The organism is Actibacterium sp. D185-2, from assembly GCF_054954595.1.
In genome coordinates this window covers 133,561-150,070 of sequence record NZ_JBPWNX010000001.1, presented here as the reverse complement: position 1 = coordinate 150,070, position 16,510 = coordinate 133,561, and the positions used below count along the sequence as shown (strand labels likewise).

18 protein-coding genes and 1 tRNA gene are annotated in these 16,510 nt (G+C 64.5%); 9 read left to right on the top strand and 10 right to left on the bottom strand.

Features of this window, described 5'->3' with window-relative positions:
• Nucleotides 1–42: 42 nt before the first annotated feature.
• On the bottom strand, nt 43–1,629 hold the full coding sequence (locus ACSR1C_RS00815; RefSeq protein ID WP_460257425.1) for a PAS-domain containing protein: 1,587 nt from the start codon (nt 1,627–1,629) through the stop codon (nt 43–45).
• Between the two features lie 98 nt (nt 1,630–1,727).
• The gene (gene regB / locus ACSR1C_RS00810; RefSeq protein ID WP_460257424.1) at nt 1,728–3,128 is read right to left on the bottom strand and encodes a sensor histidine kinase RegB; all 1,401 of its coding nucleotides are present in this window, start codon (nt 3,126–3,128) and stop codon (nt 1,728–1,730) included.
• Between the two features lie 95 nt (nt 3,129–3,223).
• Between regB and ACSR1C_RS00805 the strand changes: the two genes are divergently transcribed.
• Together ACSR1C_RS00805 and ACSR1C_RS00800 are read left to right on the top strand one after the other, a co-directional pair.
• Nucleotides 3,224–3,850 (top strand): SCO family protein, encoded by a 627-nt coding sequence (locus tag ACSR1C_RS00805; RefSeq protein ID WP_460257423.1) that lies wholly within the window; start codon nt 3,224–3,226, stop codon nt 3,848–3,850.
• A gap of 81 nt (nt 3,851–3,931) precedes the next feature.
• On the top strand, nt 3,932–4,486 hold the full coding sequence (locus tag ACSR1C_RS00800) for an ActR/PrrA/RegA family redox response regulator transcription factor (protein ID WP_460257422.1): 555 nt from the start codon (nt 3,932–3,934) through the stop codon (nt 4,484–4,486).
• Here ACSR1C_RS00800 and ACSR1C_RS00795 read toward each other — a convergent pair whose 3' ends face one another.
• Complete coding sequence (locus ACSR1C_RS00795; RefSeq protein ID WP_460257421.1) at nt 4,487–5,356, bottom strand: LysR family transcriptional regulator; 870 nt, start codon at nt 5,354–5,356, stop codon at nt 4,487–4,489. It abuts the gene before it with no gap.
• A gap of 108 nt (nt 5,357–5,464) precedes the next feature.
• On the opposite strand from ACSR1C_RS00795, the gene ACSR1C_RS00790 reads away from it, so the two are divergent.
• The gene (locus ACSR1C_RS00790) at nt 5,465–5,614 is read left to right on the top strand and encodes a hypothetical protein (RefSeq protein WP_460257420.1); all 150 of its coding nucleotides are present in this window, start codon (nt 5,465–5,467) and stop codon (nt 5,612–5,614) included.
• 12 nt (nt 5,615–5,626) lie between these two features.
• Here ACSR1C_RS00790 and ACSR1C_RS00785 read toward each other — a convergent pair whose 3' ends face one another.
• Nucleotides 5,627–6,217 carry an HD domain-containing protein gene (locus ACSR1C_RS00785; protein ID WP_460257419.1) on the bottom strand — a complete coding sequence of 197 codons (591 nt, stop codon included), beginning with the start codon at nt 6,215–6,217 and terminating at the stop codon, nt 5,627–5,629.
• 113 nt (nt 6,218–6,330) lie between these two features.
• On the opposite strand from ACSR1C_RS00785, the gene ahcY reads away from it, so the two are divergent.
• Nucleotides 6,331–7,725 carry an adenosylhomocysteinase gene (gene ahcY / locus ACSR1C_RS00780; protein WP_460257418.1) on the top strand — a complete coding sequence of 465 codons (1,395 nt, stop codon included), beginning with the start codon at nt 6,331–6,333 and terminating at the stop codon, nt 7,723–7,725.
• A 198-nt stretch (nt 7,726–7,923) separates the two neighbouring features.
• Entirely contained in the window at nt 7,924–8,265 is a 342-nt protein-coding gene (locus ACSR1C_RS00775) for a DUF2853 family protein (RefSeq protein ID WP_460257417.1), read from the top strand.
• A 250-nt stretch (nt 8,266–8,515) separates the two neighbouring features.
• On the opposite strand, the gene ACSR1C_RS00770 is transcribed toward ACSR1C_RS00775, so the two are convergent.
• The 5 genes from ACSR1C_RS00770 to tsaD are packed head-to-tail and all read right to left on the bottom strand — an operon-like array spanning nt 8,516 to nt 11,727.
• Entirely contained in the window at nt 8,516–8,911 is a 396-nt protein-coding gene (locus ACSR1C_RS00770) for a DUF1761 domain-containing protein (RefSeq protein WP_460257416.1), read from the bottom strand.
• A 58-nt stretch (nt 8,912–8,969) separates the two neighbouring features.
• Nucleotides 8,970–9,389: an EVE domain-containing protein gene (locus ACSR1C_RS00765; RefSeq protein ID WP_460257415.1), complete on the bottom strand. Its 420-nt coding sequence runs from the start codon at nt 9,387–9,389 to the stop codon at nt 8,970–8,972.
• A complete protein-coding gene (locus ACSR1C_RS00760) occupies nt 9,389–9,664 on the bottom strand; it encodes a YciI family protein (RefSeq protein WP_460257414.1) in 276 nt (91 codons plus the stop codon). Before ACSR1C_RS00760 ends, ACSR1C_RS00765 begins: the two co-directional genes overlap by 1 nt.
• Nucleotides 9,665–10,633 carry an NAD(P)H-dependent glycerol-3-phosphate dehydrogenase gene (locus tag ACSR1C_RS00755; protein WP_460257413.1) on the bottom strand — a complete coding sequence of 323 codons (969 nt, stop codon included), beginning with the start codon at nt 10,631–10,633 and terminating at the stop codon, nt 9,665–9,667.
• Nucleotides 10,630–11,727: a tRNA (adenosine(37)-N6)-threonylcarbamoyltransferase complex transferase subunit TsaD gene (tsaD, locus tag ACSR1C_RS00750; protein WP_460257412.1), complete on the bottom strand. Its 1,098-nt coding sequence runs from the start codon at nt 11,725–11,727 to the stop codon at nt 10,630–10,632. The genes ACSR1C_RS00755 and tsaD overlap by 4 nt, the downstream gene beginning before the upstream one ends.
• Before the next feature lie 73 nt (nt 11,728–11,800).
• Between tsaD and ACSR1C_RS00745 the strand changes: the two genes are divergently transcribed.
• From ACSR1C_RS00745 to ACSR1C_RS00730, 4 genes are all read left to right on the top strand, one after another.
• Entirely contained in the window at nt 11,801–12,544 is a 744-nt protein-coding gene (locus tag ACSR1C_RS00745; RefSeq protein ID WP_462596915.1) for a uroporphyrinogen-III synthase, read from the top strand.
• A 61-nt stretch (nt 12,545–12,605) separates the two neighbouring features.
• Nucleotides 12,606–13,844, top strand: coding sequence for a COG4223 family protein (locus ACSR1C_RS00740; protein WP_460257410.1), 1,239 nt, complete (start codon nt 12,606–12,608; stop codon nt 13,842–13,844).
• Between the two features lie 10 nt (nt 13,845–13,854).
• Nucleotides 13,855–15,378 (top strand): heme biosynthesis HemY N-terminal domain-containing protein, encoded by a 1,524-nt coding sequence (locus ACSR1C_RS00735; RefSeq protein WP_460257409.1) that lies wholly within the window; start codon nt 13,855–13,857, stop codon nt 15,376–15,378.
• 44 nt (nt 15,379–15,422) lie between these two features.
• Nucleotides 15,423–15,498 (top strand) — tRNA-Thr (locus ACSR1C_RS00730).
• A 190-nt stretch (nt 15,499–15,688) separates the two neighbouring features.
• Here ACSR1C_RS00730 and ACSR1C_RS00725 read toward each other — a convergent pair.
• The gene (locus ACSR1C_RS00725; RefSeq protein ID WP_460257408.1) at nt 15,689–16,438 is read right to left on the bottom strand and encodes an SDR family NAD(P)-dependent oxidoreductase; all 750 of its coding nucleotides are present in this window, start codon (nt 16,436–16,438) and stop codon (nt 15,689–15,691) included.
• Nucleotides 16,439–16,510: the final 72 nt, after the last annotated feature.

Genomic DNA, 16,510 nt, shown 5'->3' with positions numbered 1-16,510 from the left:
GGCGCCAGTTTTAGCGCGCCCCCGGCCGCCCGCAAGAGCAGATCAGACCGCCGCGCCGGAAACCGCCGGTTCCGCCGATCTGGCCTGTGTCCGCACGTCCGAAGGTACGGAAAACCCGACCAGCGTCGCGCCGCCCGCGATGGATTTCAGGCGGCAAATCAGCGGGCTGCCATCGGCCAGGGCCACCTGTTCGGTCAGCTCTTCGCGCGGGCCGATCCGGGCGGTGAACTTGCGCGCTTCGTCCCACAGCGGCGCGTCGCCGCATTTTTCGCGCCAGTGCCGGGTTGCGTCATGGATGCCGATTTCGCTGAGCGTCATGGCGGGGTCGCTGTCCCAGAGCCGGGCATAGGCGATATTCGACAGGGTCAGAACGCCCGCGGGCGAGAAGATGGCGATCGCCTCGTCCAGGCTGTCGATCACCGCCTGGCCCATCTCCAGCTCGGCGCGGAAACGGCGGGTCAGCGAGACTTCGGCGCTGATATCTTCGAACAAAAAGGCCACGGCGCCGTCGGGGTGCGGCCGGCCGGATACCCGATAGGTCAGCCCCGACGGCAGCGACCAGGTTTTTTCGTAGACTCCGTTCGCGGCGTCCTGCTCCAGCGCGGTCATGTTCTGGCGCCAGGATTTATAGTCCTTCGGTTCGGGGATCATGTGCTTGTCGCGCAACTGATCCAGAAACGCGAATAACGAAGGGCGCGCAGCCAGGAATTGCGGCTCCAGCATACACAGATCGACCAGCGCGGGGTTGAACATCACCAGCTGGCGCGCCCGGTTGAAGATCGCCAGCCCGATCGGCAGCCCGGCGAAGGTTTTGGTCAATGTCTGCACGAAATTTCGCAACGAGGCCTCGGCATGTACCGTCGCATCGGCGGGCAGGGCGAAATACATCGGGGTGTCGCCATACGCAAAGGCCGAGCAGTCGAACCATTGCACATCGCCCCCCGGCAGAATGATGGACAGGCGGCGCGGCGACAGGTCGTCGCCGGTCTGGACGCCGGTAAACAGGCGGGGCAGGGGCCAGATCAGTTCATCCCCGTCATCAAGGGTTTCTTCCACCAGTTTCAGATAGGCGCGGTTGGCCCAGATCACCTCTCCGGTGCTGTCCTGCTGCCAGGTCAGGGTCGGGATATGCGCGACAACCCGGCGCAGGATTTCCAGTTCGGAATTCAGCGCGGCCAGGCTTTGCTGGTCGATCGGTGCATCCTCGGGCCCGGTTTCGGGGTCGTGCAGGGTGATGCGCGCGATCCCGCCGGCCCAGCGGGCGCGGATCAGGGCGGTGCCGGCGGTCTCTTCCAGCACGGTCATTCCGGTTTCGGCCAGACGTGACATTTCCGCGGTGAAATCGGGAAAGCGTGGCGTCAGCAGGGCGGTCAGCCGGTTCCAGTCGCTCAGATTGTCCGGCCCCCGCGACAGGAACCTGCGCGCCTTGGGCGTGGCATCGACCAGATATTCGTCGTCGAACAGAAAGACGGTTTCTTCGCCTTGAAGGCCGGGGCGGCCCGTCTGCCGGCCGCGCGGCCACACCGGCAGGAAAGAGGTAATCAGCAGCGCGGCCAGCGCCGTCAGAAGCGAGGTCGCCACAAGGACGAGCGCGAAGCTCCACTCAAAGCCCATTCCGAAATCCATCATTGTCCCTATCCCTGTGGATAAGTCTTTGGTGAGAATGGTTAAGCAGTGGTTAACCGGCCGACCCCTATTCGCCCGTATTTGCCCGCGCCTGCGGGCGGTCAGCCTTCGAAGCGTTGGTTTTCGCCCAGCGCGCCGCTTTCGCCGCTGACATCGGCGGTGATCGCATCGCGGGGCCAGACCACTTCGATCACCGCGCCGCAGCGTTCGGGCCGCGTGCGGCCAGCCTGAAACGGGTCGCGCCCGTTGGCAAAGCTCAGCTCGGCGCCCGAGCGTTCCAGCAGCGTCTTGGCGATGAACAGGCCCAGGCCCATGCCTTCATAGCCGGGACGCGCGATATGTTCCGCGTCGCTGCGGCGGTGGCGCACGAACGGATCACCGATCCGGCCCAGCATCTGTGGCGGAAACCCCTCGCCGTCATCCATGATCCGCACCGCGATCTGGCTGTCGGACCACTGTATTTCGACCCAGACGTTCGCCTTGGCAAAATCCACCGCGTTCTGAACCAGGTTGCGCAGCCCGTGAATGATTTCGGGGCGCCGCCGGATGCTGGGTTCACGCGGATCGCTGCCTTCGGCGGGGCAAAGCGCGAAATGCAGGGTCTTGCCACGGTCCTGATGCGGCTCGGCCGCTTCGCTGACGACAGTGGCCAGGGGTGCCACGCGCATCTGAAGGTCGTCCTTGCCCGCCCGCCCCATCGAGCGCAGAATTTCACTGCACCGAACGGCCTGCGCCCGGATCAACGCGGCGTCCTCCTGCTGTTCGGGGCGATCTTCCAGATCTTCCATCAGCTCGGAACTGACCAGTTTGATCGTCGCCAGCGGTGTGCCCAGCTCATGCGCGGCGGCGGCCACCACGCCGCCCAGATCGGTCAGCTTCTGCTCGCGCGCCAGGGCCATCTGCGTCGCCAGCAGCGCGTCGGACATGGTGTTGATCTCGGACATCACGCGCCCGGCATAGACCGACAGAAAGGCCACGCCGATGACGATCGCCACCCAAAAGCCGAACAAAAAGATGTCAGGCAGGCGCAGAACCCCGCCAGCCATATCGCGCAGCGGCACGAACAGAAAGGCCAGGAATGTCGCCAGCCCCAGCGCCGTGATCCCCAGAACCAGGGTCGAGCGAAGCCGCAGCGCGGTGGCCGAGATCGTGACCGGGGTCAGTATCAGCAGCGCGAACGGGTTGTTCAGCCCGCCGGTCAGAAACAGCAAAAATGCAAGCTGCACCAGATCGAACAGAAGCATCATCATCGCTTCGGCCTCTGACAGGCGCTTGTTTTCGGGGAAGATGAAGATCGCCATCAGGTTGGCGATGATCGCCGTACCCACCGCCACAAAGCAAAGCCCCAGGGGCATTTGCAGCCCGAACCACATCTGCGCGACGGTGATCGCCACGATCTGCCCGGCAATGGCGACCCAGCGCAGCCAGATCAGCGTGCGCAGCCGGACCCACTGGCTGCGCTGATGCGTGCCGACCATGCCGATCATGTTTGGATCTGCCATATGCGTTGATTTCCCTGTGGCAAGACGTTCCCTTGTATATCCTGCAAAAGCGGTGGATCAATGCGCCCGACTTCGAGGATGAGGAGAGAAAGACGATGACACGCATTTATGCCATCGCAGCCGCCGTCGCGGTTTTGGTCCTGCTGGGCGTCGGCGGTTATTTCGCCTTTCGGTCTGGCACGGACGATCAGTTCGCCGAATGTCGCGCCGCCAAGGTGGCCGGCGGGGCGCAGTCGATCGGCGGGCCGTTCACGCTGATCGACGAGGATGGCAATACCGTCACCGATGCGGATGTCATCACCGGACCGACGCTTTTGTATTTCGGCTATACGTTCTGTCCCGATGTCTGCCCGCTGGACAATGCCCGCAACGCCGAGGCGATCGACCTGCTGGACGCGCGCGGCTATGACGTGAAGCCGGTGTTCATCTCGATCGACCCGGAACGCGATACGCCCGAGCTGATGAAGGAGTTCACCGATTACATGCACCCCAGGATGCTGGGCCTGACCGGGACGCCGGAACAGGTCAAGGCCGCCTCGACCGCCTATCGGACCTATTTCAAAAAGCAGGACTCGGACGACCCGGATTACTATCTGGTCGATCACTCCACCTTCACCTATCTGGTCTTCCCCGAACATGGTTTCGTAGAGTTTTTTCGCCGCGATATGACGCCCGACGACATGGCCGATGCGGTGGCCTGTTTCGTCGATGCCGCAAACTGATAAATCCCGTGCTGTTTGACCCGATCTTCGGAACCCCCTAGAACATTTCTAATGAACAACGGGTGTGCCGAAGGAGGCGAAATGGCCGAGCGCGAGTTGCAGGACATCGGAGAGGACAAATCGCTTCTTCTCGTCGATGATGACGAGCCGTTTCTGCGCCGGCTGGCACGCGCGATGGAAAAGCGCGGATTCGAGCCCGAAATGGCCGAATCCGTCGCCGCCGGCAAGGCGATCGTGACGGCGCGCCCGCCGGCCTATGCGGTGATCGACCTGCGGCTTGAGGATGGCAATGGCCTGGACGTGGTCGAGGCCCTGCGCGAAAAGCGGCCCGACGCCAAGATCGTGGTGCTGACCGGCTATGGCGCGATTGCCACCGCCGTGGCGGCCGTGAAGATCGGGGCCACCGATTACCTGTCGAAACCCGCCGATGCGCATGACATCACCGCCGCGCTGCTGGCCACGGGCGACGCCCTGCCGCCGCCGCCCGAAAACCCGATGTCGGCCGACCGCGTCCGGTGGGAGCATATCCAGCGCGTCTATGAGATGTGCGACCGCAATGTTTCCGAAACCGCGCGCCGCCTGAACATGCACCGCCGCACCCTGCAGCGCATCCTGGCCAAGCGCAGCCCGCGCTGATCAGATACTGGACCGAAGCCAGCGCACGAAGGTGCGCAAGGCGGGTTTTTGCGGGCCGGGCCGGGTGACGAGGTAATAGGCCATATCCTCCTCCGGCTGGGAATAGACCACGCGCAGCCGCCCGTCGCGAATAGCACGCTCTGCCGTGGCCAATGTGCGCACATGCAGGCCATGCCCCTCTTCTGCGGCCCCGGATGCCATTTCCATCGTCGGCATTTTGTGAACCTGCATCGCCTCGGGATTAAGCCCGATCCGGCGCAGCCAGCCCCAATGTTCGCGCCATTCCGCCTCCATCACCCAGGGCAGTTTCGCCAGATCGGCCAGCGTTTCGTGCTTGTGCCCCTTCAGCAGGGCGGGGCTGCCGACGACCACGAGCTGCGCGCCGATCAGGTATTCGACCTCGTGGCCCGGCCAGTTTCCGTTACCGTGGCGGATCGCCAGATCGAACCCGTCGCGCCGCATGTCCACCACGCGGTCATCGGGATGCAGCGACAGCGCCACATCCGGGTGCTCGCGCCAAAAGCTGCCGATGCGCGGCGTCAGCCAATAGGTGGCGAAAGAGGCGGTAAGCGTGATCTTCAGCGGCTCTGACGCGCGCGCCGCCGCCACATCGCGGACGGCGGCCTGAATCGTGGTGAACCCGTCATTCAGCCCCAGCGCCAGCACCGCACCTTCGGGGGTCAGGGCCAGCCCGCGCCCCTCGCGGAACACCAGCGTCACGCCCAGGTCGCCCTCCAGCGCGCGGACATGCTGTGCCACGGCGGCGTGGGTCACGTTCAGTTCGCGCGCGGCGGCGGAAAAGCTGCGGGTCCGGGCCGTGGCCTCGAACGCCCGCAATGCAGAGAGAGAGGGAATGGCGCGCCAGTCCATGGGCAGATGACCTGTAAGTTTTGCTAACAATCCGAAAATTATCGGAAGTAGGTGCAACCCGTCAACAAGAGTAATCTGGGTTCATCACGACAAAACAGGAGAAGCAAAATGTTAGGAATATTTGCAGACGTCTTTCGCCGGGCCACCTTTACCGAACCGCCCAAGGACATGCCGCGCAACCGCGAATACTGGGAAAATCAGAAGCGCGACAAGGAGTTGATGAACAACCTGTTCTATCAGCGGGGTGGGCGCTGGTAGATCGCCGATGCCCTACATCAGCCCCATCAAATGCAGGTGACGCGCGGTGAAATCCGCGCGCACCGCAACCGGGGGGCGCAGCTGAATATCGAGCCCGGCCATCAGGTCGGGATTTTGTTTGCCGAAGAACCTGTCGGCCTCGGCCCGCGTGAACCCGGCGATCTGGGTTGCCTCCAGCCAGGCGGACACCTTGTCGGCCTTCTTGATCTGCTTCTTCACCGCTACCGGCACCTGCGCGGGCAGACCGAACCGGATATGGATCGCCGCCGCCAGCCGATCGTCCAGCTTGCCGTATTCCGGGCCCACCGCCGCCTTCACCGGCGAGATCATGTCGCCGATCACATATTCCGGCGCGTCATGCAGCAGGGTCGCCAGATGCCATTTCACCGGCGCATCCGGCACGATCCGGCCGAAAATCTGTTCCACCAGCAGCGAATGCTCGGCCACCGAATAGGGATAATCGCCCGCCGTCTGCCCGTTCCAGCGGGCGACAAAGGCCAGCCCGTGGGCGATATCCTCGATCTCGATATCCACCGGGGTCGGGTCCAGCAGGTCCAGTCTGCGGCCCGAAAGCATGCGTTGCCAGGCGCGGGGTTGTTTCATCGGGGCCTCGTGTCTTGATCCGGTTGAAGTGCCACGGGCCGGGCACATTGTCGACCCATGCGCGCAGTGCTATGTCGTGCCCCAACTCAGGGTTACCGAAGGAGCATGGCGCCATGGCGCAGGATTATATCGTCAAGGACATCGCCCTGGCCGCATTCGGCCGCAAGGAACTGGATATCGCCGAAACCGAAATGCCCGGCCTGATGGCCCTGCGCGAGGAATACGGCGCAGCGCAACCGCTGAAGGGCGCCCGGATCGCCGGCAGCCTGCATATGACGGTCCAGACCGCCGTTCTGATCGAAACGCTGACCGCGCTGGGGGCCGAGGTGCGCTGGGCGTCGTGCAATATCTTTTCGACCCAGGATCACGCCGCCGCCGCGATTGCCGCCACGGGCACCCCGGTTTTCGCGATCAAGGGCGAAACGCTGCCGGAATACTGGGACTATGCCGACCGCATCTTCCAGTTTACCGAAGGCGGCTGCAACATGATCCTGGACGATGGCGGCGATGCCACGCTCTATATCCTGATGGGCGCGCGGGTCGAGGAGGGCGAGGAAGACCTGATCGCCGTGCCCACCAGCGAAGAGGAAGAGGCGCTTTTTGCCCAGATCCGCAAACGGATGAAGGAAACCCCCGGCTGGTTCGTGAAACAGCGCCACATGATTCAGGGCGTGTCCGAGGAAACCACCACCGGCGTGCATCGCCTGTACAAGATGATGGAAAAGGGCCACCTGCCGTTTCCCGCGATCAATGTGAACGACAGCGTCACCAAGTCGAAATTCGACAATAAATATGGCTGCAGGGAATCGCTGGTGGACGGCATTCGCCGCGCCACCGACACGATGATGGCCGGCAAGGTCGCCGTGGTCTGCGGCTATGGCGATGTCGGCAAAGGCTCGGCCGCGTCGCTGCGCGGTGCCGGTGCCCGTGTGAAAGTGACCGAGATCGACCCGATCTGCGCTCTGCAGGCCGCTATGGACGGGTTCGAGGTGGTCGTGCTGGAAGATGTGGTGTCGGACGCCGACATCTTCGTCACCACCACCGGCAACAAGGACGTGATCCGCATCGAGCATATGCGCGCGATGAAGGATATGGCGATCGTTGGCAATATCGGCCATTTCGACAATGAAATTCAGGTCGCCGCGCTGAAGAACCACAAATGGACCAACATCAAGGATCAGGTGGATATGATCGAGATGCCCTCGGGGGCGCGCATCATTCTGCTGTCCGAAGGCCGACTGCTGAACCTTGGCAATGCCACCGGCCATCCGTCTTTCGTGATGTCGGCCAGCTTCACCAATCAGGTTCTGGCCCAGATCGAGCTGTGGACGCGCGGCGATGCCTATGAAAATCAGGTCTATATCCTGCCCAAGCATCTGGATGAAAAGGTCGCGCGGCTGCATCTGAAAAAGATCGGCGTCAAGCTGACCGAACTCAGCCCCGAGCAGGCCGATTATATCGGCGTGACCCCCGAAGGCCCGTTCAAGCCCGAGCATTACCGCTACTGAAACGAATAGATCCCGCCGCAACACCGCCGCAGGGTTTGCGGCGGTGTTTTGCTGCCCCGTCCCCTTGCGGGGAAAAGCGCGCTGAAAAATCCCTTTGTCTGCGCCCAAATCGTCAGTACCCTAGCCGCCACATGCCCGATTTCGACGGGGCGGGCACCAAAACAGCAACCAACCGAAAACGGTGGGAGAGGAAAGAAAATGGGTAAGAGAGACGAGCTGATCGCACAATATGCCGATGATCTGCGCAACAAATGCGGGATGGAGCCTGACATGGCCCTTCTGACCAAGGTGACGATCGGCTGCGGCCCGGCGATCTACAACGCCGATGCCTCGACCGTTGCGGGGTCTCAGGAAAGCGAACTGGAAACGGTCAAGAACAACTTTCTGATCAAGAAGTTGGGCCTGTCCGACGGGCCGGAACTGATGGAGGCGATCAACTCGGTGATCGAAACCTATGGCCGTTCCGAGCGCAACAAGTACCGCGCGGTGTTCTATTACATGCTGACCAAGCATTTCGGCAAAGAGTCGATCTACGGCTGATCGCCTGCCAAGCCGGTTTTCCAACGCCCGTCGATCCCAGGCGGGCGTTTTGCATTGGTTAGCCGCAACTTAACATATCCAACTGAATTTAAAGAGTTTTGCTAGGATATCCTGTTTGCCGGGGCGGGCCGAACAGGATAGCTTTGATCGTGTCGGGCCAGGATGGTCGGACCCTCATAAGACGCGTGTGGTGCGATTGGGAGCACGCGGGGTGGATGGGGGGTTCCGATTGACCGGGACCCCCCATTTTTCAAAACAGCGTCAGAACCAGCCCGATGATCGCGCAGCCGATCGTTGTATAGCCGCCATCGATCAGGGTCAGCCGAAACGGCCGGCCGACAAAGGCGTCATTGCTTGCAAGCCACGGGGTTGCGATGAAAAGGCCCAGGCCCATACCGGATACCACCCCGTTCATGGGCGCGTCGATCCCGGACAGTGCGAATACGTGCCGCATCATGCCGGCAACAAAAAGCGTACCGACAACCGCGATGACATAGGGCATGGCCCCGGTCCGTTCCTTTGGCCGCCCACGTTCGTCGGTTTCGATCCCGGCGGCCGCCATCCAGGGGCGGGCCAGAACCATGTACCAGACGGCGCCGAAGAAATACGACGCGGCCGCCGCCGCGATGACTGAAAGATACTCCATGCAACCTCCCCTTCGCGTGAGCCCCCAGATGGATTATGCCGGAATCGCCTGTTTTGGGCTAGGAATTTAGCCCGCCCAGGTCGCAGATGAGCGTCCATTCGCGTTCGGTGACCGGCTGAACCGACAGGCGCGAGTTGTTGACCAGCACCATATCCTTCAGCCGTTCGTCGGCCTTGCACATCTCCAGCGTTACGGGCCGGGGCAGGGGTTGCACCGCCTTGATGTCCACGCATTCCCAGCGCGGATCGTCGGCCTTGCTGTCGGGATGGGCTTTGGCGATTACCTCGACAATGCCGACGATCGCCTTTTCCTTGAGCGAGTGGTAAAAGAAGCCCCGGTCGCCCAGTTCCATCGCGCGCATGTTGTTACGGGCCTGATAGTTGCGCACACCGTCCCATTCTTCGCCCTCGGCGCCTTTGGCCATCTGCTGCGCCCAGCTCCAGGTGTTGGGTTCGGATTTGAACAGCCAATAGCGCATCAGCCGATCACCCGGTTCCAGTGCTGAACGGTGACATCCTCGAACAAGCCGGCAGCGGCATAGGGGTCGTTTGCGGCCCAGGCTTTTGCCGCGGCGATGGTGTCCACCTCCAGAATCAGCAAAGAGCCGCACATCTGTCCGCCATCATCCACAAACGGGCCCGCCTGTTGCACCACGCCGGTGTCCTTTAGATAGGCCAGATGCGCGTCGCGTGTGGCTTTGCGGGTTTCCAGATGCGCGGGCTTGTCGCGGCAGATCACGGCGAATAGGGGCATTCATTCCTCCTTCAGGGGGCGGGTCAGCAGGGCGTCAGAAGCGTCGCGTATATCGTATTTGCCATCCAGCACCGCGGCAACCATTGTGGTGATCGGCATGTCCAGACCCTGTGCACGGGCCAGTTTTGCCACGGCGCGCGCGGTGGCGGCGCCCTCGACGGTGATCGACGGGTCGAATTCCGCGTCTTGCCCCAACGCCCGGCCAAAGCGAAAGTTTCGCGATTGGGCCGAGGTGCAGGTCAGCACCAGATCGCCCAGGCCCGACAGGCCCGACAGGGTTTCCGGCTCGGCCCCGAATGCCCGCGCCAAGCGCTGCATTTCGGCAAAGCCACGGGTCATCAGCGCGGCACGCGCGCTGTCGCCCAGGCCCGCGCCGATCACGATGCCGCTGGCAATGGCGATGACGTTTTTCAGCGCGCCGCCCAGTTCCGCGCCGGTGGTATCGCCGCTGCGATAAAGCCGCAGAACCGGGGTGGACAGCATATGTTGCAACGCGGCCCCGACCTGCGCATTGCGGCAGGCCAGTGTCAGCGCGGTGGGCAACCCGCGCGCGATATCGGCGGCAAAGCTGGGCCCGGTCAGGATCGCGGCGCTTGAGGCGGGGCAGGCCCCGGCGATGATCGCGGTCGGTCCGGTGCCGGTTTCCAGCGACACGCCTTTGCAACAGGCCACCAGCGGCACCCCGTTCAGCGCGTCATGGCTGTCGGCCAGAAAGCCTGCCAGTGCCTGCATCGGCACCGACAGCAGCACCGCCGCGCAATCGGTCAAATCTGTGATTTCCGCGGTAACAGTGACGTTTTGGGGCAGCGTGACACCGGGCAGGCGGTGCGGATTTTCGCGGCTGGCCTGCATCGCATCCGCCTGCGCCGGATCGCGCGCCCAAAGCGTCACGTCATTGCCGGCGCGTGCCAATGCGATGGCCAGCGCGGTTCCGAACGCCCCCGCGCCCGCGATGCCCAGTTTGCTCATGCCTTGGCCCCTTTCTTGCCCGATCCCAGCAGCGCGGGACTGATCCGGTCCAGCGGCCAGCGCGGGCGGGCCGCCAGATCCATCCCGTCGCGCCGCCCGTCGCGGTACAGCTCGGCCCCCGCCCAGGCGATCATGGCCGCGTTGTCGGTGCACAGCTTCAGCGGCGGGGCGACGAACCGCGCGCCGAATTCCGCCGCCACAGTCTCTAACCCACTACGAATCGTCTGATTGGCCGCCACCCCGCCCGCCACGGCAAAGGCAGGCGAGGCCGGGCCGCTTTCCAGATACAGCGCCAGCGCGCGGCGGGATTTTTCGGCCAGAACATCGCGCACGGCGGCCTGAAACCCGGCGCACAGATCGGCGCGGTCCTGCACCGTGATCCCGCCTTTTTCCGCCACCAGCGCATCGCGGGCCCGCAAAAGCGCGGTCTTCAGGCCGGAAAAGGACATGTCACAGCCGGGCCGGTTCAACAGCGGGCGTGGAAAGCGAAAGCGTCTTTCATCCCCCTGTTTCGCCGCCACCTCGACCGACGGGCCGCCGGGCTGCGCCAGGCCCAGCAGGCGCGCGGTCTTGTCGAATGCCTCGCCCGGGGCGTCGTCGATCGTGCCACCCAGGCGGGTGAAATCCTCGGCGCCCGCGACCTGCAGGAACTGGCAATGCCCGCCCGAGACCAGCAACATCAGATAGGGAAAGGACAGCTCATCGGTCAGGCGCGGGGTCAGCGCGTGACCGGCCAGATGGTTCACCCCGATCAGGGGCAGGCCGGCGCCCGCCGCGATCCCCTTGGCGCACATCACCCCCGACAGAACACCGCCGATCAGCCCCGGCCCGGCGGTCACGGCCACGGCGTCGAGCTGCGACAGCGCGATGCCGGCCTGCTCCAGCGCCTGCTCGACGCAGATATCCAGTTTTTCGGTATGGGCGCGGGCGGCGATTTCCGGCACGACCCCGCCGTAATCGGCATGCAGCGCGGTCTGCCCGGCCACGACCGAGGCCAGAATTTCGGGCGCCTGGCCGGGCGTGTGACGCAGCACCGCGGCGGCGGTGTCGTCGCAGCTGCTTTCCAGCCCAAGGATGATCAATGTGTCGGCCATGGCTCTGTCGTTGCGCGGGGTTCCATGGGCAGGTAACACCGGGGAAGGTTCCAGACAATCCCGGCAGGTTTTCGTGCGCACGGACCAGATGACTCTTTTGCTGACCCGGCCCGGTGCCCAGGGCGAACGCTTTGCGCGGGATTTCGCGGCGCGATTCGGCGGCGGCATCCGGGTGATCCTGTCGCCCCTTCAGCGGATCGCGCCCCGTGCGGTGGTGCCGGATCTGGCGGGCGTGACCGGGTTGATCTTCACCTCGGCCAATGCGGTGACATGTTTTGCCGATCTTTGCGCAGACCGGCGATTCCCCGCCTATTGTGTCGGCGCGCGTACCGCGCAGGCGGCGCGGCAGATCGGGCTGGATGCGGTCGAATGCGGGCCGGATGCGGCCGGACTGGTGGTCAGCCTCAGCGCGCAAAATCCCGGCGGGCGGTTGCTGCATCTGCGCGGTGCCCACGCGCGCGGTGCGGTGGCCGAAACCCTGACCAAAGCGGGCCAGCCGTGCGACGATCTGGTGGTTTACGACCAGATTTCGCAGAAATTGAGCCTGCCCGCGCGACAGGCGCTGGCCGGAACGGCGCCGGTTCTGCTGCCGCTGTTTTCGCCTCGAAGTGCCACGCTGATGGCCCAGGCGGCGCAGGGGGCCCCCGCGCCACTGGCCCTTGCCGCCCTCAGCCCGGCGGTGCGCGAGGCCTGGACCGGCCCGACCCCGATTGCCGACGCGCTGGCCGCCCGTCCCGATACCCCCGCGATGCTGGATGCGCTGTCCCGTCTTATTGACGCAGTCCTGCGCCTTGAGGGTGGGCGGCGGCCAAGCTAAGCTGCCCACGACGCGGCCGGGCGCTGCGGTTTGTTTTGGCATTAAAGCAGGGTGGAGCTTCGTGACGAATTCCAGCAAAACGACCGAGACCGAAACAAGCGATACAGCACCGGAGGCGGAAGATCAGACCCCCGAAGCGGTGCTCGGCGCGGAAATCCCGGACGAGACATCCGAAGCCGAAGACGCGGCAGACCTGCCCGAGGAGGAGCCACAGGTCGCGGAGCCGAGTTTCGAGGAAATCCCCGAACCCGAACCGATCCCCGCGTCAGCGCCAAAACGGCGCGGCGGCTTTCTGGGCATGTTCGCGGGCACCTTGACCGGCGGTATCCTTGCGGCGGTCCTTGGTTTCGCGGCGGCGCAGTATCTGGGCCCCGATGCCTGGCCATTCGGCAAATCGAAGGGCGAAGAGACCGCCGCGCTGATTGCGGCCCAAAATCAGCAGATCGACACGCTGACCATGCAACTGACCGAACTGAAGGGCATTGTCGCGGCTCGGGCCGAGGTTGACGTGACCCCGCAGCTGAACGCGCTGCAAGACAGCGTCACCGCCGAAATCGGCGCTGTGTCGGGGCAAATCGACAGTGTCGCTGCGGATTTGCAGGCGGTGGATACCCGTCTGACCGAGATCGAAAAGCGCCCGATCGCGGCGGGCGCCGATATTTCCGGCGCTGTCGCCGCCTATGAAAAAGAGCTGGACGCGATGCGCAACGAACTGGCCGCCCAACGCGCGCATAACGACGAGCTTGGGGCAAAGGTGGCCGCCGCCGCCGATGCCGCCACGGCCGAGATCGCCGCCGCCGCCACCCACGCCAAACAGCTGGAGGCCCGCGCCGCGATGATGCGCATCATGGCCGCGCTGGAGGCCGGAGGCGGGTTTGCCTCGGCCCTCGACAGTCTTGGCGATGCCGAGGTTCCCGCCGCGCTGGTCGAGAACGCGCAAACCGGCGTGCCGACCCTGACCATGTTGCAGGCCGCATTCACCGACCCCGCCCGCGCCGCGCTGGCCGCATCGCTGCGGGCCAGGGCAGGCGATAACGCGGGCGACCGGATGAGCGCGTTCCTGCGCACGCAGATCGGCGCACGTTCGCTGACCCCGCGCGAAGGCGACGATCCCGACGCCATCCTGTCGCGTGCCGAAGCGGCGGTGCAGGCGGGCGATCTGGATGCCGCGCTGACCGAGATTGCCGCGCTTCCCGATGCGGGGCAGGCGGAAATGGCGGATTGGGTCGCGCAGGCCCGGACCCGTCTTGATGCCCTGGCCGCCGCCGATACGCTTGCCGCAAGCCTGACCCTGAACTGAGGAGAGCGTGATGCTCTGGTCCCTGCTGAAGATCCTGCTTTTCGTGGTGATAGTTGCCGCCCTGACCATCGGGGCGGGGCTGCTGATGGAAAGCGAGGCCGGCTTGCGCGTGGCCTTTGCCGGGTGGGAATTCACCCTCGGCCCGCTTCAGGCGATCATCGTGGCGCTGTTGTTGCTGGTGCTGGTCTGGCTGCTGCTGCTGCTGGCCGGGTTTCTGGTGGCGGTGATCAAATTCGTGCTGGGCGATGAAACCGCGATCTCGCGCTATTTCAGCCGCAACCGCGAACGGCGCGGCTTCAAGGCGCTGGCCGACGGGATGATGGCGCTGGCTTCGGGCGATGGGCGCGAGGCGATCACCAGGGCCGCAAAGGCCGAGCGGCTGCTGCACCGGCCCGAACTGACCAACCTGTTGACCGCGCAGGCGGCCGAACTGGCCGGCGACCGCAAGAAGGCGGAAGAGACCTACAAGCTGCTGCTACAGGACGAGCGTACGCGGTTCGTCGGGGTTCGCGGCCTGATGAAGCAAAAGCTGGCCGCGGGCGACACCGGCACCGCGCTGAAGCTGGCCGAAAAGGCGTTCGCGTTGAAACCGGGCCATGAGGAAGTTCAGGACATTCTGCTGAAGCTTCAGGCCGAGCAGGCCGATTGGGTGGGCGCGCGCAAGACGCTGAACGCCAAGCTGAAACACGGCGCCCTGCCGCGCGATGTGCACAAGCGCCGCGATGCGGTTCTGGCCCTGTCCGAAGCGCGCGACGTGCTGGACGAGGGCAAATCGATCGAGGCGCGCGAAGCCGCGGTCGAGGCCAACCGCCTGTCGCCCGATCTGATCCCGGCGGCGGTGATGGCGGCGCGCAGCTATATCGAGCAGGACAAGCCCCGCTTTGCCACCCGCGTGCTGAAAAAAGCGTGGGAGGTGCAGCCGCACCCCGATCTTGCCACCGCCTTTGCCGAGATCAAGCCGGATGAAACCCCGGCCGAGCGTTTGAAACGTTTTCGCACCCTGACCGCGCTGGCCCCCGATCATCCCGAAACCCGGATGCTGCTGGCCGAGCTGAACATCGCGGCCGAGGATTTCCCGGCCGCCCGCACCGTGCTGGGCGATCTGGCCGAGGTTGACCCGACCGCGCGCTCCCTGACCCTGATGGCGGCGGTCGAGCGGGGCCAGGGTGCGGATGACAGCGTGGTGCGTGGCTGGCTGACCCGCGCGCTGACCGCTTCGCGCGGGCCGCAGTGGATCTGCGACAATTGCGGCACCGCGCACGGCGCCTGGGGGCCGGTCTGCGCCCAGTGCGGCAGCTTCGATACCCTGTCGTGGAAGACCGCCCCGGCGGGCGCGCTGACGATGCCGCATTCAACGGAAATGCTGCCGCTGATCGTGGGCGCCATCGCCGATCAAGCCGCCAAGGCGGAGGAACCAGCCCCCGAACCTCCGGCCGAAGCCGAGGTCGTGGATATCACCGGGGCCCCCGGGGAAACCCCGGTGACACAGGACGCGCCAGTAGAAGACGCCGAAGAGGTGAAAGCCGCAAATTAGGGCTACACACTTTGGGCAGAGGGTGCTAAGGACCGCGCCACCAAGCCGCTGTAGCTCAGATGGTAGAGCACGTCATTCGTAATGATGGGGTCGGGGGTTCGAGTCCCTTCAGCGGCACCACTTTCCCAAGTATAGTTCTGAAACGTCGACAGTTTTGCAGGCGCCATGCCCGGCGGTCCCGCGCGTGGGGGCGTGGCTGAACTTGAAGGAATAGAAGAAGTGACCCCGGTCAGGCCGGGGTGATCAGATCCGCGCTGGCAAGCTTTGGGTTTCAGGTCAGGGAGCGGCTGGCAAGCGCCCCCCGTTGCCATCAGCCCTTGCGATGAATCTGGAACGGCGCCCAGGATTGGCTGACCGGCATTACCTCTAGGCTGTTGATATTGATATGCGGCGGTTGGGTGGCGACCCAAAAGATCGTTCCGGCAATATCATCGGGTTGAATCGGATCGGCGCCGCCATAAAGCGCGTCATAGGCGTCCTGGCTGCCCTTGGTCCGCACCATGGTGAATTCGCTTTCGCACAGGCCCGGCTCGATCGAGGTGACGCGCACCCCGGTGCCGTGCAGATCGGACCGCAGCCCAAGCGAGAACTGGCGCACGAATGCCTTGGTGCCGCCATAGACATTGCCGCCCGGATAGGGGTAATGCGCCGCGACCGAAGACAGGTTGACGATCATTCCCTTGCGCGCGACCAGGCCGGGCAGCATCAGATCGGTGATCGTGACCAGCCCGGTGATGTTGGTGTCGATCATCTGTTTCCAGTCGGCCAGATCGGTCTTCGGCGCGGGGGCCGTGCCCAGGGCCAGGCCGGCATTGTTTACCAATACGTCGATGTCGCGGAACCCCTGGGGCAGCGCGTCAAGCGCGGCGCGGGTGGCGGCCTCGTCCATGATGTCGAAGGCGGCGGGGCAGAAGGCATCGCCCAACTCGTCTTGCAGCGCGCTCAGGCGTTCGGCGCGCCGGCCGGTTCCCACGACCTTCCAGCCGCCCTGAACAAAGCGCCGCGCGGTGGCCGCGCCAAAGCCTGCGGTCGCGCCCGTGATCAATACCGTGCCAGTCATCTGCCGGTTCCCCCTTTTGATATGCCTATTGGCGGGATTTGAAGCCCCTCCCGCCCCGATTGGCAAGGGGGA

What these genes read in the sequence shown, in the direction of transcription:
- ACSR1C_RS00815 (WP_460257425.1), bottom strand. Translation starts at nt 1,629, where the DNA reads ATGATGGATTTCGGAATGGGCTTTGAGTGGAGCTTCGCGCTCGTCCTT.
- ACSR1C_RS00795 (WP_460257421.1), bottom strand. Translation starts at nt 5,356, where the DNA reads ATGGACTGGCGCGCCATTCCCTCTCTCTCTGCATTGCGGGCGTTCGAG.
- ACSR1C_RS00790 (WP_460257420.1), top strand. Translation starts at nt 5,465, where the DNA reads ATGTTAGGAATATTTGCAGACGTCTTTCGCCGGGCCACCTTTACCGAA.
- regB (WP_460257424.1), bottom strand. Translation starts at nt 3,128, where the DNA reads ATGGCAGATCCAAACATGATCGGCATGGTCGGCACGCATCAGCGCAGC.
- ACSR1C_RS00785 (WP_460257419.1), bottom strand. Translation starts at nt 6,217, where the DNA reads ATGAAACAACCCCGCGCCTGGCAACGCATGCTTTCGGGCCGCAGACTG.
- ahcY (WP_460257418.1), top strand. Translation starts at nt 6,331, where the DNA reads ATGGCGCAGGATTATATCGTCAAGGACATCGCCCTGGCCGCATTCGGC.
- ACSR1C_RS00725 (WP_460257408.1), bottom strand. Translation starts at nt 16,438, where the DNA reads ATGACTGGCACGGTATTGATCACGGGCGCGACCGCAGGCTTTGGCGCG.
- tsaD (WP_460257412.1), bottom strand. Translation starts at nt 11,727, where the DNA reads ATGGCCGACACATTGATCATCCTTGGGCTGGAAAGCAGCTGCGACGAC.
- ACSR1C_RS00765 (WP_460257415.1), bottom strand. Translation starts at nt 9,389, where the DNA reads ATGCGCTATTGGCTGTTCAAATCCGAACCCAACACCTGGAGCTGGGCG.
- ACSR1C_RS00770 (WP_460257416.1), bottom strand. Translation starts at nt 8,911, where the DNA reads ATGGAGTATCTTTCAGTCATCGCGGCGGCGGCCGCGTCGTATTTCTTC.
- ACSR1C_RS00800 (WP_460257422.1), top strand. Translation starts at nt 3,932, where the DNA reads ATGGCCGAGCGCGAGTTGCAGGACATCGGAGAGGACAAATCGCTTCTT.
- ACSR1C_RS00735 (WP_460257409.1), top strand. Translation starts at nt 13,855, where the DNA reads ATGCTCTGGTCCCTGCTGAAGATCCTGCTTTTCGTGGTGATAGTTGCC.
- ACSR1C_RS00755 (WP_460257413.1), bottom strand. Translation starts at nt 10,633, where the DNA reads ATGAGCAAACTGGGCATCGCGGGCGCGGGGGCGTTCGGAACCGCGCTG.
- ACSR1C_RS00805 (WP_460257423.1), top strand. Translation starts at nt 3,224, where the DNA reads ATGACACGCATTTATGCCATCGCAGCCGCCGTCGCGGTTTTGGTCCTG.
- ACSR1C_RS00760 (WP_460257414.1), bottom strand. Translation starts at nt 9,664, where the DNA reads ATGCCCCTATTCGCCGTGATCTGCCGCGACAAGCCCGCGCATCTGGAA.
- ACSR1C_RS00775 (WP_460257417.1), top strand. Translation starts at nt 7,924, where the DNA reads ATGGGTAAGAGAGACGAGCTGATCGCACAATATGCCGATGATCTGCGC.